The organism is Actinomadura citrea (assembly GCF_013409045.1).
Taxonomy (GTDB): domain Bacteria; phylum Actinomycetota; class Actinomycetes; order Streptosporangiales; family Streptosporangiaceae; genus Spirillospora; species Spirillospora citrea.
Genome location: NZ_JACCBT010000001.1, coordinates 2,269,658 through 2,294,288, shown reverse-complemented (window position 1 = coordinate 2,294,288; position 24,631 = coordinate 2,269,658). Strand labels below are relative to the sequence as shown.

The 24,631-nt window shown below is 72.6% G+C and carries 20 protein-coding genes; 5 read left to right on the top strand and 15 right to left on the bottom strand.

Features of this window, described 5'->3' with window-relative positions; translation table 11 throughout:
* Positions 1-44: 44 nt before the first annotated feature.
* The 12 genes from BJ999_RS10815 to BJ999_RS10760 form a co-directional block, all read right to left on the bottom strand.
* On the bottom strand, positions 45-1,109 hold the full coding sequence (locus tag BJ999_RS10815) for an ABC transporter substrate-binding protein (RefSeq protein WP_179833178.1): 1,065 nt from the start codon (positions 1,107-1,109) through the stop codon (positions 45-47).
* Positions 1,110-1,213: 104 nt separating this feature from the next.
* On the bottom strand, positions 1,214-2,293 hold the full coding sequence (locus BJ999_RS10810; protein WP_229810483.1) for an ABC transporter permease: 1,080 nt from the start codon (positions 2,291-2,293) through the stop codon (positions 1,214-1,216).
* On the bottom strand, positions 2,290-3,813 hold the full coding sequence (locus tag BJ999_RS10805; RefSeq protein ID WP_179833177.1) for a sugar ABC transporter ATP-binding protein: 1,524 nt from the start codon (positions 3,811-3,813) through the stop codon (positions 2,290-2,292). The genes BJ999_RS10810 and BJ999_RS10805 overlap by 4 nt, the downstream gene beginning before the upstream one ends.
* Before the next feature lie 27 nt (positions 3,814-3,840).
* The gene (locus tag BJ999_RS10800) at positions 3,841-5,028 is read right to left on the bottom strand and encodes an ROK family transcriptional regulator (RefSeq protein WP_218935025.1); all 1,188 of its coding nucleotides are present in this window, start codon (positions 5,026-5,028) and stop codon (positions 3,841-3,843) included.
* A 613-nt stretch (positions 5,029-5,641) separates the two neighbouring features.
* Positions 5,642-6,250 (bottom strand): GTP-binding protein, encoded by a 609-nt coding sequence (locus BJ999_RS10795; protein WP_179833176.1) that lies wholly within the window; start codon positions 6,248-6,250, stop codon positions 5,642-5,644.
* Complete coding sequence (locus BJ999_RS10790; protein WP_179833175.1) at positions 6,231-6,626, bottom strand: DUF742 domain-containing protein; 396 nt, start codon at positions 6,624-6,626, stop codon at positions 6,231-6,233. Before BJ999_RS10790 ends, BJ999_RS10795 begins: the two co-directional genes overlap by 20 nt.
* Before the next feature lies 1 nt (position 6,627).
* Positions 6,628-7,074 (bottom strand): roadblock/LC7 domain-containing protein, encoded by a 447-nt coding sequence (locus BJ999_RS10785; protein WP_179833174.1) that lies wholly within the window; start codon positions 7,072-7,074, stop codon positions 6,628-6,630.
* A complete protein-coding gene (locus BJ999_RS10780; RefSeq protein ID WP_179833173.1) occupies positions 7,071-9,689 on the bottom strand; it encodes a sensor histidine kinase in 2,619 nt (872 codons plus the stop codon). Before BJ999_RS10780 ends, BJ999_RS10785 begins: the two co-directional genes overlap by 4 nt.
* Positions 9,690-9,790: 101 nt before the next feature.
* A complete protein-coding gene (locus BJ999_RS10775; protein WP_179833172.1) occupies positions 9,791-10,441 on the bottom strand; it encodes a GTP-binding protein in 651 nt (216 codons plus the stop codon).
* Entirely contained in the window at positions 10,422-10,802 is a 381-nt protein-coding gene (locus BJ999_RS10770) for a DUF742 domain-containing protein (protein ID WP_179833171.1), read from the bottom strand. Before BJ999_RS10770 ends, BJ999_RS10775 begins: the two co-directional genes overlap by 20 nt.
* Before the next feature lie 3 nt (positions 10,803-10,805).
* Positions 10,806-11,261, bottom strand: coding sequence for a roadblock/LC7 domain-containing protein (locus tag BJ999_RS10765; protein ID WP_425633546.1), 456 nt, complete (start codon positions 11,259-11,261; stop codon positions 10,806-10,808).
* On the bottom strand, positions 11,258-13,873 hold the full coding sequence (locus tag BJ999_RS10760; RefSeq protein ID WP_179833170.1) for a nitrate- and nitrite sensing domain-containing protein: 2,616 nt from the start codon (positions 13,871-13,873) through the stop codon (positions 11,258-11,260). The genes BJ999_RS10765 and BJ999_RS10760 overlap by 4 nt, the downstream gene beginning before the upstream one ends.
* Positions 13,874-14,222: 349 nt before the next feature.
* Between BJ999_RS10760 and BJ999_RS10755 the strand changes: the two genes are divergently transcribed.
* Positions 14,223-15,065, top strand: a complete 843-nt coding sequence (locus BJ999_RS10755; RefSeq protein ID WP_179833169.1) for a sirohydrochlorin chelatase — start codon at positions 14,223-14,225, stop codon at positions 15,063-15,065.
* Between the two features lie 89 nt (positions 15,066-15,154).
* Here the strand turns inward: BJ999_RS10755 and BJ999_RS10750 are convergent, their stop codons facing one another.
* Together BJ999_RS10750 and BJ999_RS10745 are read right to left on the bottom strand one after the other, a co-directional pair.
* Positions 15,155-15,952 carry an enoyl-CoA hydratase/isomerase family protein gene (locus BJ999_RS10750; protein WP_179833168.1) on the bottom strand — a complete coding sequence of 266 codons (798 nt, stop codon included), beginning with the start codon at positions 15,950-15,952 and terminating at the stop codon, positions 15,155-15,157.
* Positions 15,953-15,956: 4 nt separating this feature from the next.
* Entirely contained in the window at positions 15,957-16,859 is a 903-nt protein-coding gene (locus BJ999_RS10745; protein WP_179833167.1) for an SDR family oxidoreductase, read from the bottom strand.
* 246 nt (positions 16,860-17,105) lie between these two features.
* Here BJ999_RS10745 and BJ999_RS10740 point away from each other — a divergent pair, with 246 nt between their 5' ends.
* A complete protein-coding gene (locus tag BJ999_RS10740; protein ID WP_179833166.1) occupies positions 17,106-18,170 on the top strand; it encodes an NAD(P)H-dependent amine dehydrogenase family protein in 1,065 nt (354 codons plus the stop codon).
* Between the two features lie 13 nt (positions 18,171-18,183).
* On the opposite strand, the gene BJ999_RS10735 is transcribed toward BJ999_RS10740, so the two are convergent.
* Positions 18,184-18,873: a DedA family protein gene (locus BJ999_RS10735; RefSeq protein ID WP_179833165.1), complete on the bottom strand. Its 690-nt coding sequence runs from the start codon at positions 18,871-18,873 to the stop codon at positions 18,184-18,186.
* 153 nt (positions 18,874-19,026) lie between these two features.
* Between BJ999_RS10735 and BJ999_RS10730 the strand changes: the two genes are divergently transcribed.
* The 3 genes from BJ999_RS10730 (at position 19,027) to BJ999_RS10720 (ending at position 24,629) form a co-directional block, all read left to right on the top strand.
* A complete protein-coding gene (locus BJ999_RS10730) occupies positions 19,027-19,935 on the top strand; it encodes a glutathione S-transferase family protein (RefSeq protein WP_179833164.1) in 909 nt (302 codons plus the stop codon).
* 62 nt (positions 19,936-19,997) lie between these two features.
* Positions 19,998-20,669, top strand: coding sequence for an AIM24 family protein (locus BJ999_RS10725; RefSeq protein WP_179833163.1), 672 nt, complete (start codon positions 19,998-20,000; stop codon positions 20,667-20,669).
* Positions 20,670-20,972: 303 nt separating this feature from the next.
* Positions 20,973-24,629: a multifunctional oxoglutarate decarboxylase/oxoglutarate dehydrogenase thiamine pyrophosphate-binding subunit/dihydrolipoyllysine-residue succinyltransferase subunit gene (locus tag BJ999_RS10720; RefSeq protein ID WP_179833162.1), complete on the top strand. Its 3,657-nt coding sequence runs from the start codon at positions 20,973-20,975 to the stop codon at positions 24,627-24,629.
* The last annotated feature ends 2 nt before the right edge of the window (positions 24,630-24,631 follow it).

The window sequence follows — 24,631 nt, the reverse complement described above, 5'->3', positions numbered from 1 at the left end:
CGCGCCCGCCCTCCGGGGGGCGGGCGCGCCGGCGCCCCCGCCGCTCAGGACTCGAAGCCGAGCGGCATGTACGTGTCGACGTTGTCCTTGGCGACCGTCTCGGAGGCCAGCGTGATCGACTGGGGCACCTGGAGCTCGACCAGGTCGGCCATGCCCTTGCCCTGCGCGATGAGCCGGCCCAGCTTGATCGCGGACGCGGCCATCGTCGGCGGGTAGGTGACGGTGGCCTCCAGCACGCCGCCGCCGGACTTGATCTCGCGCATCGCGTTGGCCGAGCCCGCGCCGCCGACCATGAAGAACTCCTTGCGGCCGGACTGCTTGATCGCGGCGAGCACGCCGACGCCCTGGTCGTCGTCGTGGTTCCACAACGCGTCGATCTTCTTGTGCGCCTGCAGCAGGTTGGAGGCGACCTGGTTGCCGGACTCCACGGTGAACTTGGCGTCCTGCTTCGCGGTGACGGTGTAGCCGTAGGACTTCAGCGCGTCCGCGAAGCCCTTGCTGCGGTCCTGCGTCAGCGGCAGCGTCGCGATGCCCTGGATCTCCACGATCACGGGCTTCGAGACGCCCTTGCCCTTCAGCTTCTTGCCGACGTAGTGGCCGGCGGAGACGCCCATGCCGTAGTTGTCGCCGCCGACCCACGTCCGGTACGACAGCTTGTCGGGGAAGACGCGGTCGAGGTTGACGACCGGGATGCCGGCGTCCATCGCCTTGCGGGCGACCTGGTTCAGCTGCTCCCCGTCGTTGGGCAGGATCACCAGCACGTCGACCTTCGCTCGGATCAGCGACTCGACGGCGGAGATCTGCTGGTTGATGTCGTTGGTCGGCTCGACCGGCTTGAACGTCACGTCCTTGTACTTCTTGGCCTGCCCCTCGGCGTTCTTGGCGATCGCCGCGATCCAGCCGTGGTCCGCCGCGGGCGCGGAGAACCCGATGGTGACCTGCTTGCCCGGCTTGTCGTTGTCGCCGGCGAGCGACCCGGCCTGCGCCGCCGGGCTCGGGTCGTCCTTCTCGCTGTTGCTCGTGCAGGCCGCGGCGAGGCTGCCCGCCGCGACGACGGCGCCGCCGAACAGGACGCCTCTGCGGGTGGGACGGGGGCTCTGGTCACGCATGACGTGCTCCTGATGATCAAGGGATGGGGCGTCCCCCGCCGCGCGTTCCCCGGGATGCGCGGCGCCGGACGTGGGGTGGGTGTCGGGCGGTGACGAGCGGGAGGTCAGGTGGGCGAGCGGAGCCCGCGGCGCTGCAGCAGCACGGCGATCACGATGATCGCGCCCTTGGCGATCAGCTGGTCGCTGGTCTGCAGGCCGTTCAGGATGAACAGGTTGGTGATGAGGGTGAACACCAGCACGCCGAGGATCGACCCGGCGACGGTGCCGCGCCCGCCGGTGAGCAGCGTCCCGCCGATGATGACGGCGGCGATCGCGTCGAGTTCGTACAGGTCGCCGTGGGTGCTGGAGCCGGTGGTGGTGCGGGCCATGATGATGAGCGCGGCGATGCCGCAGCAGAACCCGGACAGCGCGTACAGCTTCAGGGTGTGCCGGCGGACGTCGATGCCGGCCAGGCGCGCCGCCTCGGGGTTGCCGCCGACGGCGAACGTCCGGCGGCCGAACGTGGTGCGGTTGAGCAGCAGCCACCCGGCGGCGGCGACCGCGGCGAAGATGTACACGACGAGCGGCAGCCCGAGCACCTTGGTGGTGGACAGCGCCTCGATCGCGTCGTTCTCCGGCCGGACGAGCTGGGTCCTGCGGTCCGACATCCGCTGCGCCAGCCCCCGTGCCGCGACGAGCATCGCGAGGGTGGCGATGAACGGGACCAGCCGCCCGTAGGAGATCAGCAGCCCGGTGACCACGCCCGCGCCGGTGCCGACGAGGACCGCGCACAGCGCCATCACCACTGGGCCGTAGGACTGCGTCGCCACGGTCGTCGCCCACACCGACGCCAGCGCCATCACCGACCCGACGGACAGGTCGATCCCGCCGCCGATGATCACGAACGTCTGGCCGACGGTGATCACGCCGATCGTGGCGGCGAGCGCGAGGATGCCGACGACGTTGCCCGAGGTCGCGAAGTTGCCCGGCTCGGTCACCAGGCCGACGACCGCCAGCAGCACCAGCGCGGCGACGAGCCCGAGGTGGTGGATCTCGCGGCTCCCCGCGGCGCCGCCCCGCGCGAACGGGCGCCACGGCCCCCCGCCCCCGCTCTTGCCGGTCGGGCGGGCGGGCGCCCCGCCGCGCTCGCCCGCGTTCTTCTCGGTCCGGGGGGCCGACCCTCCGGAGTGAAAGGTGCCGGTCACAGGGCACTCCCCTCCATGATCATGTTGAGCACGGCGCCCTCGTCGAGGTCGCGGGCGTCGCCGGTGTGCACGACGCGCCCCTCCCGGACGACGAGGACGCGGTCGGCGAGCCCGAGCACCTCGGGTACCTCGCTGGACACCAGCAGCACCCCGATCCCGCGCCCGGCCAGCTCGCGGATCACCGCGTACAGCTCGGCGCGGGCGCCGACGTCCACGCCGCGGGTGGGCTCGTCGAGGATCAGCAGCCGCAGCCCGGCCGTGCCGAGCAGCCAGCGGGCCAGCACGACCTTCTGCTGGTTGCCGCCCGACAGCGTCACGACCGGGCGCCGCGGGTCGGGCGGCCGGATGTCGAGCGACGCGATCTGGCGCCGCACGTCGGCGAGCTCGCGGCGGCGGCTGAGCCAGCCGAACGAGGCGTAGCGCGGCAGCGAGGCGACGCTGACGTTCGCGGCGACGGTCTCGTTCAGCAGCAGCGCCTGGCTCTTGCGCTCCTCGGGCGCCATGCCCATGCCGCGCCGCACCGCCGCGCCCGTGTCGCCGGGGCGGACGGGGCGGCCGTCCACGAGCACCCGTCCCCGCGCGGCGCGCCGGGCCCCGTAGACGGTCTCCAGGATCTCCGAGCGCCCGGACCCGACCAGCCCGGCGAGCCCGACGATCTCGCCCGCGCGGACGGTGAGCGACACGTCCTCGAAGGCGCCGGGCAGCGTGAGCCCCTCGACCCGCAGCACCTCGGGGCGGCCGTCCTCGGGCTCGGGCCGCGGCGGGAAGACGTACTCGACGTCACGGCCGGTCATCAGCGACACGATCTCGTCGGTGGAGGTGCCGCGCGCGGGCAGCCCGCCCGCGACCGACCGGCCGTCCTTGAGGACCGTCACCCGGTCGCCGATCTCGCGGATCTCCTCCAGCCGGTGCGAGATGTACACCACGGCGACGCCGGCGGCGGTCAGCTCCCGGATGATGCGGAACAGGTTGGCGACCTCGTCGTGGGCGAGCGCGGCGGACGGCTCGTCCATCACGATGAGGCGGGCGTCGTGCGACAGGGCGCGGGCCATGCTGACGACCTGCTTGCCCGCCGCCGGCAGCCGTCCGACCTCGCGGCGCGGCGGGATCTCCCCGTGGCCGAGCCGTCCGAGCAGCTCCCGCGCCGCCCGCTCGGCCTCGCCGCGGCGGGTGAAGCCCAGCCGCGCCCTCTCGTGGCCGAGGAAGATGTTCTCGGCGACCGACAGGCCGTCCACCAGGTCCAGTTCCTGGTAGATGGTGGCGATCCCGGCCCGCATGGCGGCGGTGGGCCCGGCGAGCCGCACCGGCGCCCCGCCGAACACGATCTCGCCCTGGTCGGGCTGGTGCGCGCCGGCGAGCACCTTGATGAGCGTGGACTTGCCGGCGCCGTTCTGGCCGAGCAGGCAGTGCACCTCGCCGGGGCGGACGTCGAGGTCGACGCCGTCCAGGGCGCGGACGCCGGGGAACTGCTTGACGATGCCGCGCATCCGCAGCAGTGGTTCGGGTTCGGGCGAGCCCATCGGGCCTCCTCAGGGGCCGGAGAGGGGTCAGGACGCGGAGAAGACGTGGTCGCTGATGAGCCGGGCGCCGCCGACCACGCCGGCGGCGCCGGCGAGCTCGGACAGCACGATCGGGAGGTTGCCGGTCGCGAGCGGCGCGGACCGCCGGTACACGACGCTGCGGATCTCGGCGAGCAGCGCGTGGCCGAGGCCTGCGACGCCGCCCGCGATGATGACGAGGCCGGGGTTGAAGAAGCTGACCAGCCCGGCGAGGACCTGGCCGACGTGCCGGCCGCCCTCCCGGATGATCTGCACCGCGGAGGGGTCGCCGGCCGCGGCGGCCTCGCCGACGTGCTCGGCCGCCAGCTCCCCGTGGGCCTCCAGCAGGGCCGCGAGGGCGGGCGAGCGGCCGGACCGCGCCGCCGCCTCGGCGTCCCGCGCGAGCGCCGCGCCGCCGAAGAACGCCTCCAGGCACCCGGCGTTGCCGCAGGCGCAGGTCGGCCCGTCGTCGTCGACCCGGATGTGGCCGATGTCCCCGGCGCTGCCGGACACGCCGCGGTAGATGGCGCCGTCCACCACGATGCCGCAGCCGATCCCGGTGCCGATCTTCACGAGCAGGAAGTCGTCCACCGACCGGGCGAGCCCGGCGTGCAGCTCGCCGAGGGCCATCAGGTTCACGTCGTTGTCGACGAGCACCGGGCAGCCGAGCTCCTGGCCGATCGCGTCCCGCACCGGGAACCGGTCCCAGCCCGGCATGATCGGCGGGACGACCGGCATACCGTCGCGGAAGCTGACCGGCCCGGGCACCCCGATGCCCGTCCCGTGCACCTGCGGGATCAGGCCCTCGTCGCGCAGCTTGCCGAGCAGGTCCAGCGCCCGTTCCAGCACCACGGTCGCGCCCTGCCGGACGTCGCACCGCTCGCTGACGTGCCCGAGGACCTCCAGCGCGCCGTCGGTCACCGCCACGTCGATCGAGGTCGCCCCGATGTCGAAGGCGACGAACCGCAGCCGCGGCGACAGCCGGACGATCCCCGACCGCCGCCCGCCCCGCGAGGCCGCCAGTCCCGCCCCCTCCACGAGGCCGAGCTCGACGAGCCGGTCCAGCTCGACGGCCAGCTTGGACCGCGACAGCCGGACGACGTCGCCCAGCTCGGCGCGCGAGCGCGGCCCCTCGTCACGCAGCAGCCGCAGCAGGCGTGCCTGGTGCACGTTCTGCGGGCGAGCCGACATGCGCATCACGCCGTCCTCTCGGGATCAGACCCGGCCCCGTGTGACGCCGGTCTCATGCCCGAGACCGTAACCCGCTTTCGCCGCCAAGAGAAGACCTTTCCCCCGAAAACTCCAAACTTTCCCCACTCAGAAGACAAAGCCGCCCACAAGCAACGACCCCGCCCAGCACGCCCAGCGCACCGAACGGGGCCGCACCCCACCAAACGCCTACCTAAACGACACTGACCGACCCTCCCGACACCAGCCCGCACCGCACCTACACGCCGACCTCAGCCACCACAGCAACCCGCAACAACCTCCAGGACCGCGATCGCGTCCGAAGGCAGGTTCGAGCTTGCGAGAACCTGATCGCGAAGCGAGCCGCAAGGCGAGCCGAAGCGATGCCAGCGATCGCCCGCAGTCCCCGACGATGGAGGGCACCGCCACAAGCACAACGCCGACCCCAGCCGACACCGCAACCCCGCGACAACCCCAACACCCGCGATCGCGTCCGAAGGCAGATTCGAGCGAAGCAAGAATCTGATCGCGCAGCGAGCCGCAAGGCGAGCCGAAGCGATGCCAGCGATCGCCCGCTTTTATCGACGATGGAGGGCCGCCAGGCCCGAAGGAGGAGAAAAAGCTAATAAGACACAGTCTGCCTACCGGTGCTCATGGTTCGCATGATGTGTTCGACGAGGCTGATGAGGACGCGTTTGGCGTCCTCGCGGTCGCGGACGTCGCAGGAGATCACGGGGATCTCCGGGGCGAGGTCGAGGGCGTCGCGGACCTGGTCGGCCGAGTGCTGCCCGGCGCCGTCGAAGCGGTTGACCCCGATGATGAACGGGACGCCGCGGCGTTCGAAGTAGTCGACCGAGGCGAAGCAGTCGGCGAGGCGGCGGGTGTCGACGAGGACGACCGCCCCAAGAGCACCCTTGGCCAGTTCGTCCCACATGAACCAGAACCGGTCCTGGCCGGGGGTGCCGAACACGAACAGCACCAGGCCGTTGGGCAGGGTGATGCGCCCGAAGTCCATCGCCACGGTCGTGGTGGTCTTGGACGCGACGGCGGTGGTGTCGTCGACCCCGATGCTCTTCTCGGTCAGCGCCTCCTCGGTGCGCAGCGGGCGGATCTCACTGACCGCGCTGACCAGGGTGGTCTTGCCGACGCCGAAACCGCCGGCGACGAGGATCTTTACCGTCAGCGCCGAGTCGCCCTGCTGGGCGGCCGCGTCAGAGCGCACGGATTCCATCGATCACTTCCTTGAGTACGCGCTCGCTGGGGAACTGCGCCACCGGCGCTGGGCGCCGGACCTGTATCAGCGAGTGGTCGAGCAGGTCGCCGAGCAGGACACGGACGACCCCGAGGGGAAGTTCCAGATCCGACGCTATCTCGGCGACCGACAACGGGGTGCGGCAAAGCTCCAGGATCATGTCATGTTCCGGCTCCGGCGCCCATGGGGTCGCCGGAAGTGCGTGGGCGTCCTCCGCGGGCTCGGGCGGGTCGGCCGCGACGATCAGCGCGACCAGGTCGAACTCGACGCCGTCGTAGTGCGTCCGGCCTCGGGTGAGCGCGTAGGGGCGCACGACGGGGCCCGCCGCGTCGTCGTACCAGGCCGTGCCGCCCACCTCACACTCCGCCGGGCTCGGCCGCGGCGACGCGCGGGTTGGCCGACAGGTGCTGGCCGACCCGGGTGACCAGCATCGCCATCTCGTAGGCGATGATCCCGAGGTCGGCCTCGGCGTCGGCGAGGACGGCGAGGCAGGCGCCCCGGCCGGCGGCGGTGACGAAGAGGAACGACGACTCCATCTCCACGATCGTCTGCCGGACGGGCCCCCCGCCGAAGGACTCCCCGGCCCCGCGCGCGAGGCTCTGGAAGCTGGCCGCCACGGCCGACAGGTGGTCGGACTCCTCGCGGGCCAGCCCGCTGGACGCGGCGATCCGCAGCCCGTCGCTGGACAGCACCACGGCGTTCTGCACCGGGGCGACCCGCTGGACGAGGCTGTCCAGGAGCCAGTTGAGCTCACCTCCGGCTCCGCCCGGGACCTCCGCGCCGGAGTGCTGGGGCTGTGTCATGGGGCGTCGTCCTCCTGGTCACCTTCGTTGCCCGCGGCCTCCGCGTCGGCCGCGTCCTGTCTGCCGCGCTGCCAGCCGCGCTGCATGGCCGACATCATCGATCGCATCGACTCGGGCGAGCGGGCGGCGCCGTCGTCCGGGTCATCGCCCGTGGGAACGGTCCCGGCCGCGTCGCGGCCGGTCTCGTCCGCGGGAGCGTCCATGGGGACGGGCGCGGCGAGCGGCATGCCGGCCGGCTCCGGGGCGGGCGGCGCCGGGGGCGCGGCCGGTTCCGGAGCGGGCGGCGGAGCCTGCCCCTGCGCGGCGAGGTGCGCGTCCACCCGTTCCTTGAGCTGGGGCGCCAGGTGCTGCTGCCGCCTGCGCCGGGGCAGCTCACCCTCCCGCGAGGGCGGGGCCGGCTCCGGCGGCGCCTCGACCGGAGCGGGCGCGGGCGGCGTCGCGGCCCGCACGGGCGCCGCGGGCGCCGGCTCTTCGGCCGGGCGCGCCGGCTCGGGCCGGTACGGCTCGGCCTCGGCGACGAGGCGGACGACGCCGCCGGACTCGCCGCGTCCGGGCTGGGCGGCCGCGGGGAGCGCCGCGGCGGGGCTCGGCAGTTTCTGCATGGGCCCGGTGGCGCGGCGCACGGCGGCCGGTTCCGGCTCGGCGCTCTCCACGATGAGCGAGCTCGGGATCAGCGCGATCGCCGTCGTCCCCCCGTACGGGGACGGGCGGAGCGTGACGGTGATCTCCTGTCGCTCGGCCAGCCGGGCGACGACGAACAGCCCGAGCTGGGCGCTGTCGGAGGGGTCGAACTCGGGTGGACGGGCGAGCCGCTCGTTGGCCCGGCGCAGCGCCTCCTCGGTCATCCCGAGGCCGCGGTCCTCGACCTCGATCGCGAACCCGCTGGCGACCCCGTGGCCGCTGACCCGCACCGGCGACTGCGGCGGCGAGAACGTGGTGGCGTTCTCCACCACCTCGGCGAGCAGGTGGATGACGTCGGCGACGGCGGAGCCGAGCAGCGAGACCCGCGGCAGCGGCTGCACCCGCACGCGCGGGTAGTCCTCGACCTCGGCGACGGCGCCGCGCACCACGTCCACCAGCGGGACGGGACGGCGCCAGCCGCGCCCGGCGGTCTTGCCGGCCAGGATGACCAGGCCCTCGGCGTGCCGGCGCATGCGGGTCGCGAGGTGGTCGAGGCGGAACAGGTCCGACAGCTCCGAAGGGTCCTCGGTGCGGCGCTCCATGGTGTCGAGCAGGCTGAGCTGCCGGTGCAGCAGCGCCTGGTTGCGGCGCGCGAGGTTGACGAACACCTCGCTGATGCCGCGCCGCGCCGCGACCTCGCCCTCGGCGGCGAGGAGCACGGCCTCGCGGGCGCGGTCGAACGACTCGGCGATCTGCCGGATCTCGGTGATGCGGTAGTCGAGCTCGGCCGCGGCCGCGGCCTCGGGTTCGACGGGGGCGCCGGCGCGGACCTGCTCGGCCATCAGCGGCAGCCGCGTGCGGGTGAAGTCCACGACGCCGGCGGCGAGCGTGCGGCACTCCTGGAGGAGCCGCCGCGACACCCGGACCGCGAGCAGCGCCGACAGCACGATCGCGAGCAGGCCGACGCCGCCGGCGAGGCCGAGGCGGGTGAAGGCGCCGATCGCGATGTGCTGCCCGTGGTCGGCGACGTCGTCGAGGATCTCGTTCTCCAGCTCGAACAGCCGGCCGTTGGTGGTGTCGGCGAGGGACCGCCAGATGGCGGGCTCGATGACCGGTGCGTGCGGGGCGCGGGCGGCGGCCTGCCCGGTGCCGGCGCCCGCGGGCTGGGCGCCCGTCTCGCGGGTCTTGCGCACGGCGGCGCGGGGTGGTTCGGCGCCGCGGATGACCTGGTCCTCCAGCGCCCGCAGCTGGACGAACGGCGGCGACGCCGCGAGCCGCTCGTAGCGTCCGTGGTCGTCGTGCGGAAGGTTGGGCGCGTTGTCGGCGTACAGCATCCGCTGGGCCCCGACGAGCTGCGCGAACTGGCCGCGCTCGGCGGAGGTGATGCGCCCGGCGGCCAGGGCGCCGGTCAGCAGGGCGTCCTCGCGCGCCATGAACTCGCGGGCGCGGCCGAACGAGGCGAGCGTGCGGGCGTGCGCGGTGATGGACCCGTCCCCCGGCGTGGTCGCGTTGTAGACGGCGAAGCCCGCGTCGATGATGTCGCTGTACCCGCGCAGCACGCGCTCGCGGTCGGCGACGCGCTGGTCCACGCTCTGGCGGACGCCGCGCAGCGTGTCGATCCGCTCCACGAACGAATCCAGCCGTTCGACGACCAGGGGCAGGATCGAGCCCCGCAGGCCTTCGTCACGCGCGCCCTCGCGGACCTTCTCGGCCGCGTCGTCGGTGGTCTGGCGCTGCGTCCGCATGACGCCGAGGTCGGGGCGGGCGCCGCCGAGCTCTGCCATCGTCAGCCGCCGCTCCTTCTGCAGCGCGTCGATGAAGTGCTGCGTGGGCAGCACGGTCTTCTCCTGGAAGTCACGGCTCTGCAGCAGCTGGTGCGCGTCGCCGTAGGTGAAGCCCGTGAGGAACACCCACAGCGAGGCGAGGGCCAGCAGCGGCACGAGGACCAGCAGGCTGATCCTCGCCCGGATGGAGGAGAAACGGGGGCCCGTCACGGCTGGCGGACCCTGCTCACGTGTGTCGCGGTCGGCATTGGGGGGCGGAACATGCGGGGAAACCTCCCGATGCGTGGAGTACGGGGGTGTGCGGGAGCCTACTACGTCGCGGGTTCACGATGATCGGCCTTCCGGCCGCCCGGTGCCTCATCCTCTTCGTCCGGCCAGCTCAGCACGTGCTCCATCAGCGCGACGAGCACCTCCTTGGACGACTCGCGCCGGCGCGCGTCGCACAGCACCACCGGGACGCCGGGGTCCAGGTCGAGCGCGATGGCGATGTCGCTCGGCCGGTGCGTCCGCTCGCCGTCGAAGCAGTTCACGGCCACCACGAACGGGACGCCGCGGCGCTCGAAGTAGTCGATCGCCGGGAAGCTGCCGGTCAGCCGGCGCGTGTCGGCGAGCACGACGGCGCCGATCGCGCCCGCCGCCAGCTCGTCCCACATGAACCAGAACCGCTCCTGACCGGGGGTGCCGAACAGGTAGAGCAGCAGCTGGTCCGACAGCGTGATCCGGCCGAAGTCCATGGCGACGGTCGTCGTCGCCTTCGCGGCGACGCCGGCCACGTCGTCGACCCCGGAGCCCTGGTCGGTCAGGGGCTCCTCGGTGTGCAGCGGGCGGATCTCGCTGACCGAGCCGACCAGGGTGGTCTTGCCTGCGCCGAACCCGCCCGCGATGAGGATCTTGGTGGTGACGAGCGGCCGGGCCGCGAAGCCCGGCCCGCCCGGCGCCCGGTCATAGTGCGCGGAGTCCATTGAGCACCTCTCTCAGCACCCCGGACGGGGGCCGCCGGCCCTCGGCCGGGCGCGCCTCGTCCACCACCGCGATCAGGCCCTTGTCCCGCAGGTCGCCGAGCAGCACCCGCACGACGCCGATGGGCAGGCCGAGGTCGGCCGCGAGGTCGACGACCGTCACCGGCCGCGTACAGCCGCGCAGCACCCGCGCGTGGTCGGGGCTGTAGCGCAGCCGGTCGCCCGGGGGAACGCCGGTGGCCGCGACCACCGCGATCAGCTCGAAGCCCGCGCCCTCGGGACGGGTCCGTCCCCGGGTCATCGCGTAGGGGCGTACGAGCGGTCCGGCGTCGCGGTCCAGCCAGCGCTCTCCCGGCGGGGTCATCGGTCAGAAGCCCCGTGGCGCGGACCCCCCGGCGCCTCCGAATCCCTGGCCGCCCGCCTCCGCCCCGAACCTCGGGCTCGCCTGCAGGTGCTGGCCGACCCGCTTCACCAGCACCGCCATCTCGTAGGCGACGAGTCCGGCGTCGGCCTCCGCCTCGGCCAGCACCGCCAGGCAGGTGCCGTCGCCGGCCGCCGTCACGAACAGCAGCAGCGCGTCCATCTCGATGATGGTCTGCCGGACGTTGCCGCCCGCGAAGTGCCGCCCGGCGCCGCGGGCGAGGCTCTGCACGCCGGACGCCAGCGCCGACAGGTGCTCGGCGTCCTCGCGGGCGAGCTCGTTGGACGCGGCCACGGCCAGCCCGTCGCGCGACAGGATCACGGCCTGCCGCACCATCGTGACCCGCTGGGCGAAGTCGTTGAGCAGCCAGTTCAACTCACCGGTCACGGTGTTGTGCATCATCGGGTCCCCTCATCCCCAACGTCGGACGCGCGTCCGCGCCGCCATCCCTGCTGTATCGATGCCATCAGCGAGCGTGCCTCCTCGGGCGAGCGTGCGACGGCCCCGGTCGCGGTTCCGCCGGTCGGCGGAGGCGACGGGGGCCTCTTGCGCAGTTGCGGGGCCAGGTTCCTCTGCCTGACGCGGCGGGGCAACCCGGCGTGGGTCCCCGCGGGCTGCCAGTCCTCACCGGCGGCCTCGGCGGGGTCCTCGTGGACGGCGCCGCCGGGGCCCTCGGCCGCCGGCGTGTGGGCGTCGTCCGACCAGGGGTTCGGGGCGGGACGCGGGGGCGCGGCGGCCGCCGGCCCATCCGGGACGCCCCACGGTGCCACGGGCGCGGCGGGCGCCGGATCCTCGGCGGGCGCCGGAGTCGCGGCCGGCGCGGCGGGTCCGGTGAGCGCGGGCAGCGCGGGCGGCGCCTCCAGCCGGCCGCCGGCGCCCTCCAGGTGCCCTGGAGCGTTCCGCCGCCCCTGGTGCGGGTCGTCCGCGGGAAGGGCGGCGAGCTCCCCGGGGGCACCGGAGTCGCGGAGCGGAACGACCCCCTCGGGGACCGGCGCGGCCATGATCGTCGGCTCCCACCCCGGGGCGCCCTCGACGGCGGTCCCGGTCAGGGCAGCGGTCTCGTCGTGCGGCGCGTCCGCGGGCGGCGCCACTCCGGCGGCCATCTCCTCGGCCGGCACCACCAGCTCGTGCGGGAACAGGACGATCGCGGTGACGCCGCCGTACGGGGACCGCTGGAGCGTCACGGAGATGTCGTGGCGGGCGGCCAGCCGCGCGACGACGAACAGCCCGAGCTGGTCGGTGTCGGCCAGGTCGTACTCGGGCGGCTCGGCGAGCCGCCGGTTGGCCTCGGCCAGCTGCTCCGGCTTCACGCCGAGGCCGCGGTCCTCGACTTCGACCGCGAACCCGATGCCGACGCGCTCGGCCATCACCCGCACCTCGGTGTTGGGCGGGGAGAACACCGCCGCGTTCTCGATCAGCTCGGCCAGCAGGTGCACCACGTCGGCGACGGCCGCGCCGACCAGGCCGTCCTCGGAGTCGGTCAGCACGGTCGCGCGGGTGTAGTCCTCGATCTCCGAGACGGCGGCGCGCAGCACGTCGGCGAAGCGCACCGGCCGCCGCCAGCCGCGCCCCGGCGTCGCGCCGGACAGGATGATCAGGCTCTCGGCGTGCCGCCGCATGCGGGTGGTGAGGTGGTCGATGCGGAACAGGTCTTCCAGGTCGTCGGCCTCGGCGCGGCTCTCCAGGCCGTCCAGCAGCGTCAGCTGGCGGTGCAGGAGCGACTGGTTGCGGCGGGCGATGTTGAGGAAGATGCGGCTGACGCCCGCGCGCATCTCGGCCTGGCCGACGGCGGCGTCGACGGCGGTCCGCTGCACCTTGGCGAACGCCTCGGCGAGCCGGGCGACCTCGGCGGTGCGCCCGGCGTGCAGGGGCGGGGCCTCCGCGGCGACGTCCACGCTCTCGTTGCGGCCGAGCCGCTCGACGATGCCGGGAAGCCGCTGCTCGGCCAGTTCCTCGGCCGAGCCGCGCAGCCCGACCAGCTCGCGGACGAACCCGCGCGCGAACCGCAGCGACAGCAGCACCGACAGCAGGATGGCCAGCAGGCCGAGCCCGCCGACGGCGGCGAGCCGGAGGTAGGCCTCGCGGCCGAGGTCGTCGGCGTGCTCCCCGGCGCGCCTGGAGTTGCCGAGCACCATCGCGTTGACCGAGAGCACGAGCGGCTGCGCCGTCCGCTGCCACTCGCCGGGCTGGACGGGGATCGGCCGGCGCGGATCGGCGTCGGCGACCCGGTCCTCCATCGCCGTGAACGCCTGGTACTGCGGGGACGCGAAGACCTGCGCGGTGCCGGTCCGGTAGACCACCGGGTCGAGCAGCGAGCGCTGCTTGGTCCACTGCCAGCGCTGCTCGCCGACCATCTCCACGAACAACCGGTGCTCGGCCGCCGTCATCCGGCCCTTGGTGATGAACGCGCCGGCGACCAGCGCGTTCTCGCGCTGCAGCAGCTCCATGCCGCGGCCGGCGTGCCGGGTGGACTGCGTCCAGTCGTAGAGCGCGGAGTCGTCGATGGCCACGAGGCTGTCGTAGAGCCGGTGCATGTTGTCGACCATCGTGCCGTACCCGTTGACCGCGGCCAACCGGTCGACGGACCGGGCGTCGACCGCGGCGCGCAGCCCGCCGAGCCCGCCGAGCGCCCGCAGGACCGCGCCGACGCGGGACTCCATCTCGGCGTTGGTGGCGCTGCGCGCGGCGCCGGAGGTGGCCTTGCGGCGGAAGTCCTCGACGGCCGCGTCGAGGCGCGAGCGCTGCGACAGCAGGGCGGCGGAGGTTCCGCCGGCGACCTTGCGCGGGGTGCTGAGGAACACCGCCGAGGCCAGCCGCTCCTTGCCCAGCTCGACCAGGACGCCCTGGCCGCTCGGCGCGAACTCGCGGTCGAGCGTGTGGTACCGGCGCTGGGCGAGCGCGTCGCGGCCGGTGACGATCGCGGCGTATCCCCAGAGCGCGACCAGCGAGAGCAGCGGCACGAGCAGCAGCGCGGTGACCTTCGAGCGGATCGACCGCCTACGGGGGGATTTCATGTGACCTCGAACGTTCCGGCACGGAGGGCCCCTGGATCATAAAGGCCGCCTGCGACGCCGCCGCAACCCCTTTGACGGCATTCGGCCGCATTGACGCAATTCGTTGCCACCTGCGGCGATGTGCGGAGGCAAGACGATCTTGTGGAACCCGACACAAGAGGATAGCGGCAAATCCGGACAATTTGCTCCATTTCCCCCTGTCGCTCCGCGACAATGCGCCATACTCTGCTTCTTCACCACCGCTCGCGCCGCGACCGGTCCGGGAAGGAGATCCACGATTCCTACAGGCAACGACGACGGCCGGGCCGGGAGGACGGCTCCTGGGCCTGAGGGCGTTACGATGCCCGCCGTGAGTCCCGAAAGCCAGGCATCCGAGGCATTGCCGTCGCGACGGCGCCGCACACCCCGCGGCGGCCGTCACCGCGGCGACGAATCCTTCCTGCTGCCCCCCGGATCCCCCACGCTCGTCCTCGCCGTCCCCGGACCCGCCCGGCGGGTCGGCACCGACCTCGCCGCCGAACTCGCCCGGCTCGTCGAGCTGGAGCACACCGGGCAGCCTGCCCACGTCGCGCACCTGGAGGGCGACGAGGCGAGCCTGCACGCCGTGCTCGCCGGGATCCGGCAGCAGGGCGACGAGCTCGCGGCCGTGGTGGTGCCGCTGTCCACCGGGCCCGACCCGGCGCTGGACGCCGCCGTGCGCGCCGCCGTGGCGGCCTCGCCCGTGCGCACCGTCGCCGCCGAGCCGCTCGGCCCGCACCCGCTCATCGCCGAGGCGCTGCACGACCGGCTCGCCGACGCGGGGCTCGCCCGCGCCGACCGGATCAGGCTGATGACGATGGTGACGGCCGCGTCCGGTGTGATCGTCGCCACTCCGGGCGGCGCGGCGGCCGTCCGGCAGGCCGAGGTCACCGGCGTGCTCCTGGCCTCCCGGCTCGCGGCCCCCGTCTTCACCGCCTCGCTGAACGACGAGGCGTCGGTGAAGGCCGCCTACGAGCAGCTGCGCGCGGCCGGCGCGGCGTCCATCGCGGTCGCCCCGCACCTGATCGGGCCCGAGCCGGAGGCCGCGCTGATCGCAGCGGCCGCCGCCACCGTGGGCTCCGCCCACTCCGCGCCCCTGGGCGCCCACCCGGCCCTGGCCCGCCTGGCCGCCCTCCGCTACGTCGAGGCGCTCTCCACCGCACTCGCCGACTAGCCCAAGGGGGGCGCACCCCCCTTGGGCCGGTCTCGGCATCCTTTGTTCGGGGGGTGCCCCCGAACACCCCTGGCAGGGGCCGCCGACCTTCAGCGATTCTTGAATTCGGGACGGCGTTTCTCCAGCGTGGCCGCCATTCCCTCGGCGAGGTCCTCGCTGAAGAAGGCCAGGGTCTGCACGGCCGTCTCCGCCATGAGCTGCCGGCGCAGGCCGGGGACGTCCAGGGACGCGTTGAGCAGTTCCTTCGTACGGCTCAGGCCGTAGGGGGACCTGCCGAGCAGCTCGTCGGCGAGGGCCTGGGCGGCGGCCAGGTCCCCGCCCTCGGGGGCGGTCTCGGTGAGGAGGCCGAGGGCCTCGGCGCGCGCCGCGTCCAGGCGCTGCGCCCGGTAGCAGATCTCCGCGGCCTTCGCCGGCCCGACCAGGCGCGGCAGCAGCCAGGACAGGCCGCAGTCGCCGGCCGACAGCCCGAGGTCGACGAACGGCACGACGAAGCGGGTCGTGGGGTCGGCGACCCGCAGGTCGCAGGCCAGCGCCCAGGACACGCCCATGCCCGCGACGGGGCCGTGCAGCGCCGCGATCACCGGCTGCGGGATCTCCCGCAGCCGCGCGGTGACCTCGCCGCCCCGCGCGATGCCACGGTAGAGCCGCTGGACGCGGCCCTCACCGGTCGCGCCGCCCGGGTCGCCGCCCTGCAGGTCCATGCCCGAGCAGAAGCCGCGGCCCGCGCCGGTCAGCACGACCACCCGGGTGGACGGGTCGCGCATCAGCCCGTTGAGGACGTCCAGCATCTCCTCGGTCAGCGCGCCGTCGACCGCGTTCAGGCGCTCCGGCCGGGACAGGGTGATCGTGAGCACCCCGTCCCGCCGGTCGAGCTCGATCCCGCTCAACGGCTCAGGACGTGAGCTGCTGGATCAGCGGGCCCATCTGCTCGCCCACGTTGCCGAACACCGTCAGCGGCTCGGCCGCGCCGATGGCCGCCCAGTTGTCCCGGACGTCCTCGACCGACAGCGTCTCCTTCTGCCCGTAGCCGGGGCCCTCCGCCACGAAGATCTTCGCGATCCGGCCGCCGCCGACCGTGTAGACCTGGCCGGAGTCCTCGTTGGAGTCGTGCACGAGGTAGGCCACGAGCGGGGTGACCTGCTCGACGCCGAGCTTGTCGGCGAAGTCGGCGGGCAGCAGGTCCTCGGTCATCCGGGTCCAGGCGACCGGGGCGATCGCGTTGGCCTTGATGTTGTACTTGGCGCCCTCCTGGGCGAGGGTCTTGGTGAACCCGACCAGGCCCATCTTGGCCGTGGAGTAGTTGGCCTGGCCGAAGTTGCCGAACAGGCCCGCGGGCGAGGAGGTGTTCACGATCCGGCCGTAGCCCTGCTCGCGCAGGTGCGGCCAGGCGGCGCTGGAGACCAGGAACGAGCCGCGCAGGTGGACGGCGATGACCGAGTCGAACTCCTCGACCGACATGTTCTTGAACGACCTGTCGCGCAGGATGCCCGCGTTGTTGACGACGATGTCGACCTTGCCGAACGCGTCCAGCGCGGTCTTCACGATCGCCTGCGCGCCCTCGGGGGTGGCGACGTTGTCGGGGTTCGCGACGGCCTCGCCGCCGTTCTTCTTGATCTCGTCCACGACCTCCTGGGCGGGGCCGGCGGAGGCGCCGGTACCGGACCGGTCACCGCCGAGGTCGTTGACGACGACCTTGGCGCCGCGCGCGGCGAGCTCCAGCGCGTGCTGCCGGCCGAGGCCGTGGCCAGCCCCGGTCACGACCGCCACGCGGCCGTCGTAGCGCAGTTCCGACATCTCGTGTCTCCTCACATCGCACCGACTACGCCCCCAGGTAATCATCAAGGGGTTACCCAGTGGTACCACTAAACCGAATCCCGCTCGGCCGCGGCCCCCGGAGTTCCTTCCCGCCTGGACGCCGCGACAGTCCTGCGTACGATGGGACGCGGGGGGAAGTTGCGCCGATCGCCGCAATTCACCCCGCGCCCGCCGCGTAGTCTCCTCACTCGTCGACGTCGCGAGGAGCAACGGAGGTCCCGTGCGATGAGCCTCGACACCGCGTCCGCGTCCGGCCGCCGCCACCGCGTGGTGCAGTGGGCGACGGGCGCGCTCGGGCGCAGCGCGATCCGAGCCGTCCTGGACCGCGACGACATGGAACTCGCCGGCGCGTGGGTGCACACCCCGGCCAAGGTGGGCGTCGACGCCGGGACCCTCGCGGGACGCGACCCGGTCGGCGTCGCCGCGACCGGAGACCTCGGCGAGATCCTCGCCCTGGAGGCCGACTGCGTCCTCTACGCCGCGACCCCCAAGCACGACCGGTTCGCCGAGTTGGACACGATCTGCGCGCTGCTGGCGTCCGGCAAGAACCTGGTCTCCCTCACCGGACTGGTCTACCCGCAGGCGCACGGCCCGCTCTTCGTGAACGAGCTGGAGCAGGCCTGCAAGCGGGGCGGCGTGTCGGTGCACGGCAGCGGCGTCAGCCACGGCTTCATGGCCGACGTGATGCCGCTGGTGCTGTCGCGGCTGTCGCGCCGGATCACCCACGTCTACGCCCGCGAGTGCTCCGACTTCGCCCGGCACCCGTCCTGGCGGATGGTCCACGACGTGCTCGGGTTCGGCAAGGACGAGGAGGCGTACCTGCGGGCGCTGCGGCCCAACCGCGCCGTGATGCGGACGCTGTTCTCCGAGAGCCTGCACCTGGTCGCCGCCGGGCTCGGCGTCGACCTCGACGAGATCGACGTGGACGTCGACCACCGGCTGGCCGGCGCCGACCTCGCCACCGCCGCCGGGCCGATCCCGCGCGGCACGGTCGCCGCGGACCGCTGGACGTTCAGCGGCTTCGCCGCCGGCCGCCCGGTGATCACCGTCGAGATCGTGCACAAGGCCGACGCCGCGCGGATGTCCGACGAGTGGGGGCGGCCCGGGTACTCGCTGCGCGTGGACGGCCGGCCGCCGCTCACGCTGTCGGCCGGCGAGGAGTGGGTCTCCAATGCGATCTCCGCCGCGTCCGCGCACGCGGTGAACTCCGTCCCGGTCGTGTGCGGCGCCGACCCCGGCATCCGCACCTACCTGGACCTGCCGATGATCAGCGGCCGGATGCGCCTCTAGGGCGCCGCCGCCGTCAGGACGGCAGCGTCGGCGCCGACTCGCCTGCCTGCTCGCCCGCGGGGACGTCCTCGGCGGCCTGGGCCTCGGTCTCCTCGCGGGCCTCGCGGCGGTGCCTGCGGACGCTCCACACCACCAGCGCGACGACGGCCGCGGCCGCCAGGCCGATCGCCAGGCCCCGCCCCGCGAGCTTGGCCGCGTGCTCGAACGCCGTGCCCGCGAAGAAGCCGCCGAGCGTGAACGTCACCACCCACGTGACGCCGCCGATGACGTTGAAGAGCAGGAACTTCGGATACGGCAGCCGCGAACTGCCCGCGAGCGCCGGCATGAGCGCCCGCAGCAGCGCCGTGAACCGTCCGATGAACACCGCGAACGCGCCGCGGCGGCGGATCAGGTCCTGCGCGGCCGCGACCTTCGCCCGGTGTTTTCGCATCATCGCCACGTCCAGCAGCCGCGGCCCGTACTTACGGCCGATCTCGTAGCCGACCGAGTCGCCCGCGACCGCGGCGACCACCGCGATGACCAGCAGCAGCGGCAGCGACAGCACGTGCTGGCTGGCGAGGACGCCGCCGACCACGATCGCGGTCTCGCCCGGGAACACGAAGCCGACGAACAGCGCGGCCTCCGCGAACACCAGCGCCGCGATGATCAGGTAGATCATCGCCGGTGGCAGGCCGTCCACCAGGGCGTTGAATTGCTCGAGCATGGACCCCCGCCACCTCGTCGATCCTCAGGTCGGCCGTCGCGGCCGTTTCACACTGGATACCGACGGTTATGGTAGCCGCGAGGTTCCCGGACCCGGATCGCCCGCAGGGGCCAATCTCCGGGCCGTCCTCACCTACTTCAGAGGGAGACGGGCATGAGCGTGCAGGAGGTCGAGGAAGGCCGGTTCGTCCGGCAGGCGAACCGGTTCACCGAGCGGATCACGGCGGACGGGTCGAGCGGCCTGCCCGCCGAGCCCGGGCGGTACCGGCTCTTCGTCTCCTACGCGTGCCCGTGGGCGCACCGCACCCTGATCGTGCGGCGGCTCCTCGGCCTGGAGGACGCTATCGGCGTCGGAATCGTCGACCCCATCCGCGACGAGCGGGGCTGGCGGTTCCCCGACCGCGACCCGGTGACCGGCGCCGTCTTCCTTTCCGAGCTGTACCTGTCCACCGACCCGGCGTTCCAGGGCCGCTACACCGTGCCCTGCGTCTGGGACACCGAGACCGAGCGCCTGGTCACCAACGACTTCCCGAACATCACCACGATGTTCGAGACGGAGTTCACCGCCCACCACCGCCCCGGCGCACCCGACCTGTATCCCGAGGCGCTCCGGCCCGAGATCGACGAGCTGAACGAACTCGTCTACCACACCGTCAACAACGGCGTGTACAAGGCCGGCTTCGCCACCTCGCAGGGCGCCTACGAGGAGGCCTTCGACGCCCTGTTCGACACCCTCGGCCGGCTGGAGGAGCGCCTGTCCACCCGCCGCTACCTGTTCGGCGACGAGATCACCGAGGCCGACGTCCGGCTGTACCCGACGCTCGCGCGCTTCGACGCCGTCTACCACGGCCACTTCAAGTGCAACCTGCGGCGCCTCGCCGACTTCGAGAACCTGTGGGGCTACGCCCGCGACCTGTACTCGATCCCCGCGTTCGGCGAGACCACGAACTTCGACCACATCAAGCGGCACTACTACGTGACCCAGCGGAACATCAACCCCTCCGGCGTCGTCGCCAAGGGTCCGCTCGTGGACTGGACCGCCCCGCACGACCGGGGACGTTGACCGCGTCTCCCTCGTTATGCTGGCGCACCTCCAGTAATCCGCACGAGAGGCACGACCCCACCATGCGCAGCCAGTTCTTCGGCAATCTCGAACAGGGACAGCAGCTCCCCGGCCACTTCGCCCTCCAGAACTCCAAGATGCTCCGGGTCCACCTGAACGGCGACGTCCTCGCCCGGCAGGGCTCCATGGTCGCCTTCCAGGGGCAGATGGAGTTCGACTACGAGGGCGCGGGCGGCATCGGCAAGTTCATGAAGAAGGCCCTGACCGGTGAGGGCGTCCCCCTCATGCGCGTCAAGGGCCAGGGCCTGCTGTTCGTCGCCAACGACGCCGACGACATCCACCTGTTCTACCTGGAGAACGAGGGCATCACCGTCAACGGCAAGAACATCCTCGCCTACGACTCGCACCTGCAGTCCGACATCCAGCGCGTCCAGGGCGCCGGCATCGCCGCGGGCGGCCTGTTCAACACCACCCTCCAGGGCACCGGCTGGGTGGCGCTCACCACACACGGCACCCCGGTGATGCTCGACTGCGGGCGCGCCCCCACGTTCGCCGACGGCCAGTCCGCCGTCGCGTGGAGCACCAGCCTCCAGGTCGGCGTCAACCGCACCTTCAAGGCGAGCGCCCTCATCGGCCGCGGCAGCGGCGAAGCGATGCAGCTCGCCTATCAGGGCCAGGGCTTCGTCCTCATCCAGGCTTCCGAGGGCCCGACGGTCGCCCCGCACACTCACTAGCGTTTTTCTCCTCCTCGGACGCGATCGCGGCCCCCCGGGGCGTCGCGTGGTCTTGGCGGTGGCTGAGGTTGATTTGGCGATGGCCTGGAAGCAGAGGGGCGTTCGTGGATCTTGCCAAAGGCACGGCCCTGCCTTTGGCTGATTCAGCCAATGGCGGGGCGGTGTGGGCGGGGTTACGACACGCTGGCGTGGTGCGGGGGCAAGTGCGAGTAGCCTTGTTGCGTCTCAGAACTTACCTGCGAGCTGCGGAAGAGGGCGATCTCCGCCGTGTCGACAGAGTCGTCGCATACTAGTGCCGACCCGATGCTGACCGATTTCGGCGCCAACGAGTGGCTGGTCGACGAGCTGTACCAGAAGTACCTCGACGACCCCAACTCCGTTGACGAAGCCTGGTGGAACTTCTTCGCGGACTACCAGCCGGACAGCCGGCCCGTGTCCGCCACCCCCCAGGCCGACGGCGCGGCCCCGACGGCCGCCAACGGCTCGGCGGCCGCTCCGCCGACACCGCGGCCACCGTCCGCGCCGCCGAAGGCTCCGGCCAAGGCTCCGGCCCCCAAGGGGGACAAGCCGGCGCCTCCGCCGGTCCCGGCGGGCGCCGAGGAGGTCCGGCTGCGCGGCGTCGCCGCCCGGACGGCCAGCAACATGGAGGCCAGCCTCGCCGTGCCGACGGCGACCAGCGTGCGCGCCGTCCCGGCGAAGCTGCTGATCGACAACCGCATCGTCATCAACAACCACCTCAAGCGCGGGCGCGGCGGCAAGGTCTCCTTCACGCACCTGATCGGGTACGCGATCGTCAGGGCGCTGACCTCGATGCCCGAGATGAACGCCGCGTTCACCGAGGTGGACGGCAAGCCGGTGCTGATCAGGCCGGAGCACGTCAACTTCGGGCTGGCCATCGACCTGCAGAAGGGCGACGGCTCGCGCCAGCTGGTGGTGCCGAGCATCAAGGCCGCCGAGACGCTGGACTTCCGCCAGTTCTGGGCCTCCTATGAGGAGATCGTCCGCAAGGCCCGCGGCGGCAAGCTCACCCTGGAGGACTTCCAGGGCACCACGATCAGCCTGACCAACCCGGGCACGATCGGCACCGTCCACTCGGTGCCGCGGCTGATGCCCGGCCAGGGCACGATCATCGGCGTCGGCGCCATGGAGTACCCGGCGGAGTTCGCGGGCGCGTCCAGCGACACCCTGGCCCGCATGGGGATCAGCAAGGTGATGACGCTGACCTCCACCTACGACCACCGGATCATCCAGGGCGCGCAGTCCGGCGACTTCCTGCGCCGCATCAACCAGCTGCTGCTCGGCGAGGACGGCTTCTACGACGAGATCTTCGAGGCGCTGCGCATCCCGTACGAGCCGGTGCGCTGGGTCAAGGACATCTCCGCCACCCACGAGGACGACGTCGCCAAGGTCGCCCGCGTGCACGAGCTGATCCACGCCTACCGGGTCCGGGGCCACCTCATGGCCGACACCGACCCGCTGGAGTACAAGCAGCGCCGCCACCCCGACCTCGACATCCTCAAGCACGGCCTCACCCTGTGGGATCTGGAGCGCGAGTTCGCGACCGGCGGGTTCGGCGGCAAGCCGACGATGAAGCTGCGCGACATCCTCGGCGTGCTGCGGATGGCGTACTGCCGGACGGTCGGCATCGAGTACATGCACATCCAGGACCCCGAGGAGCGCGCCTGGATCCAGGAGCGCGTCGAGGTCCCGCACGAGAAGCCCTCGCGCGAGGAGCAGCTGCACGTGCTGCGGCGGCTGAACAGCGCCGAGGCCTTCGAGACGTTCCTGCAGACGAAGTTCGTCGGGCAGAAGCGGTTCTCCCTGGAGGGCGGCGAGTCGGTCATCCCGCTGCTCGACTCGGTGATCTCGGCGGCGGCCGGGGCCAGCCTGGACGAGGTCGTGATCGGCATGGCGCACCGCGGCCGGCTGAACGTCCTCGCCAACATCGTCGGCAAGTCCTACGGGCAGATCTTCGGCGAGTTCGAGGGCAACCTCGACCCGCGCAGCGCCCAGGGCTCGGGCGACGTGAAGTACCACCTCGGGGCGTCCGGCGACTTCGTCGGCAGCGACGGCTCCAAGATCCACACCGAGCTGGTCGCGAACCCCTCCCACCTGGAGACGGTCGACCCGGTGCTGGAGGGCGTCGTCCGCGCCAAGCAGGACCTGCTGGACGTCGGCGAGGCCGGCTTCACCGTGCTGCCGATCCTGATCCACGGCGACGCCGCTTTCGCCGGGCAGGGCGTGGTGGCCGAGACGCTGAACCTGTCGCAGCTGCGCGGCTACCGCACCGGCGGCAGCGTGCACGTGATCATCAACAACCAGGTGGGGTTCACCACCGCGCCGGAGTACTCGCGCTCCAGCGTGTACGCCACCGACGTGGCGCGGATGATCCAGGCGCCGATCTTCCACGTGAACGGCGACGACCCCGAGATGTGCGCGCGGGTGGCGCGGCTGGCGTTCGAGTACCGGCAGACGTTCAAGAAGGACGTCGTCATCGACATGGTCTGCTACCGGCGGCGCGGCCACAACGAGGGCGAGAACCCCTCGTTCACGCAGCCGCTCATGTACGACCTGATCGACGCCAAGCGGTCCGTCCGCAAGCTCTACACCGAGGCGCTGATCGGCCGCGGCGACATCACGGTGGAGGAGGCCGAGCAGGCGCTCCGCGACTACCAGGAGCAGCTGGAGCGGGCCTTCACCGAGACCCGCGAGGCCGTGAAGAAGCCCCTCGAACCGGGCTCGGTCGTGAAGCCCGACGTCGAGGAGCGCATCCCGATCGACCACGGCAAGGCCGGCTCGGCGATCCCGCAGGAGACCGTGAAGCGGCTCATCGACTCCCAGGTCAGCCTGCCGGAGGGCTTCACCCCGCACCCGCGGCTCCAGCCGATCCTGCAGCGCCGCGCCCAGATGATCGAGGACGACGCGATCGACTGGGCGACCGGCGAGCTGCTGGCGATGGGCTCACTGCTGATCGACGGCCACCCGGTGCGGCTCGTCGGGCAGGACACCCGCCGCGGCACGTTCGGCCAGCGGCACGCGGTGCTCGTCGACCGCAGGACGGGCGAGGAGTACACGCCGCTCAAGCAGTTCGGGCAGGGCGTGTCGAAGTTCTACGCGCACGACTCGCTGCTCAGCGAGTACGCGGCGATGGGCTTCGAGTACGGCTACTCGATGACCCGCCCCGACGCGCTCGTGTGCTGGGAGGCCCAGTTCGGCGACTTCGCCAACGGCGCCCAGTCGGTGGTGGACGAGTACATCTCCTCCGGCGAGCAGAAGTGGGGCCAGCACTCGGGCGTCGTGCTGCTGCTGCCGCACGGCTACGAGGGCCAGGGGCCCGACCACTCGTCCGCGCGGATCGAGCGGTACCTGCAGCTGTGCGCGCAGGACAACATGACCGTCGTCTACCCGACCACGCCGGCGAACTACTTCCACCTGCTGCGCTGGCAGGTGCTGTCGGGGCGGCACAAGCCGTTGATCGTGTTCACGCCGAAGTCGCTGCTGCGGCTGAAGGCGGCCACGTCCCCGGTCGGGGAGATCACCGGCGGTGCGTTCCAGCCGGTCATCCCGGAGAGCGACCCGGCGGTCGACCCGGCGGGCGTGCGGCGGGTGCTGCTCACCACCGGCAAGATCTACTACGACGTGGTGAAGGCCCGGCAGGCCGCGGGCGCCAACGACACCGCGGTCGTGCGGGTCGAGCGGCTCTACCCGCCGCCGGTCGACGAGATCAAGGCGGAGCTGGCCAAGTACCCGGCCGACGTCGAGATCGTCTGGGTGCAGGACGAACCCGCCAACATGGGCGCCTGGCCGTTCATGGCGCTGAAGCTGCCGCGCCACATCGAGGGGCTGAAGATGTCGCGGGTGTCGCGCCCGGCGTCCTCGTCCCCGGCGGTGGGCTCGGCGAAGCTGCACCAGGCGGAGCAGGAGGCGCTGCTCGCGCGCCTGTTCGGCGAGCAGAAGTAGAG

Bases quoted from the DNA above. Each gene is read 5' to 3' on its own strand.
- BJ999_RS10805 (WP_179833177.1), bottom strand. From the start codon at position 3,813: ATGGGCTCGCCCGAACCCGAACCACTGCTGCGGATGCGCGGCATCGTC.
- BJ999_RS10720 (WP_179833162.1), top strand. From the start codon at position 20,973: ATGCTGACCGATTTCGGCGCCAACGAGTGGCTGGTCGACGAGCTGTAC.
- BJ999_RS10775 (WP_179833172.1), bottom strand. From the start codon at position 10,441: ATGGACTCCGCGCACTATGACCGGGCGCCGGGCGGGCCGGGCTTCGCG.
- BJ999_RS10760 (WP_179833170.1), bottom strand. From the start codon at position 13,873: ATGAAATCCCCCCGTAGGCGGTCGATCCGCTCGAAGGTCACCGCGCTG.
- BJ999_RS10800 (WP_218935025.1), bottom strand. From the start codon at position 5,028: ATGCGCATGTCGGCTCGCCCGCAGAACGTGCACCAGGCACGCCTGCTG.
- BJ999_RS10740 (WP_179833166.1), top strand. From the start codon at position 17,106: ATGAGCCTCGACACCGCGTCCGCGTCCGGCCGCCGCCACCGCGTGGTG.
- BJ999_RS10765 (WP_425633546.1), bottom strand. From the start codon at position 11,261: ATGATGCACAACACCGTGACCGGTGAGTTGAACTGGCTGCTCAACGAC.
- BJ999_RS10795 (WP_179833176.1), bottom strand. From the start codon at position 6,250: ATGGAATCCGTGCGCTCTGACGCGGCCGCCCAGCAGGGCGACTCGGCG.
- BJ999_RS10785 (WP_179833174.1), bottom strand. From the start codon at position 7,074: ATGACACAGCCCCAGCACTCCGGCGCGGAGGTCCCGGGCGGAGCCGGA.
- BJ999_RS10745 (WP_179833167.1), bottom strand. From the start codon at position 16,859: ATGTCGGAACTGCGCTACGACGGCCGCGTGGCGGTCGTGACCGGGGCT.
- BJ999_RS10725 (WP_179833163.1), top strand. From the start codon at position 19,998: ATGCGCAGCCAGTTCTTCGGCAATCTCGAACAGGGACAGCAGCTCCCC.
- BJ999_RS10770 (WP_179833171.1), bottom strand. From the start codon at position 10,802: ATGACCCCGCCGGGAGAGCGCTGGCTGGACCGCGACGCCGGACCGCTC.
- BJ999_RS10735 (WP_179833165.1), bottom strand. From the start codon at position 18,873: ATGCTCGAGCAATTCAACGCCCTGGTGGACGGCCTGCCACCGGCGATG.
- BJ999_RS10730 (WP_179833164.1), top strand. From the start codon at position 19,027: ATGAGCGTGCAGGAGGTCGAGGAAGGCCGGTTCGTCCGGCAGGCGAAC.
- BJ999_RS10815 (WP_179833178.1), bottom strand. From the start codon at position 1,109: ATGCGTGACCAGAGCCCCCGTCCCACCCGCAGAGGCGTCCTGTTCGGC.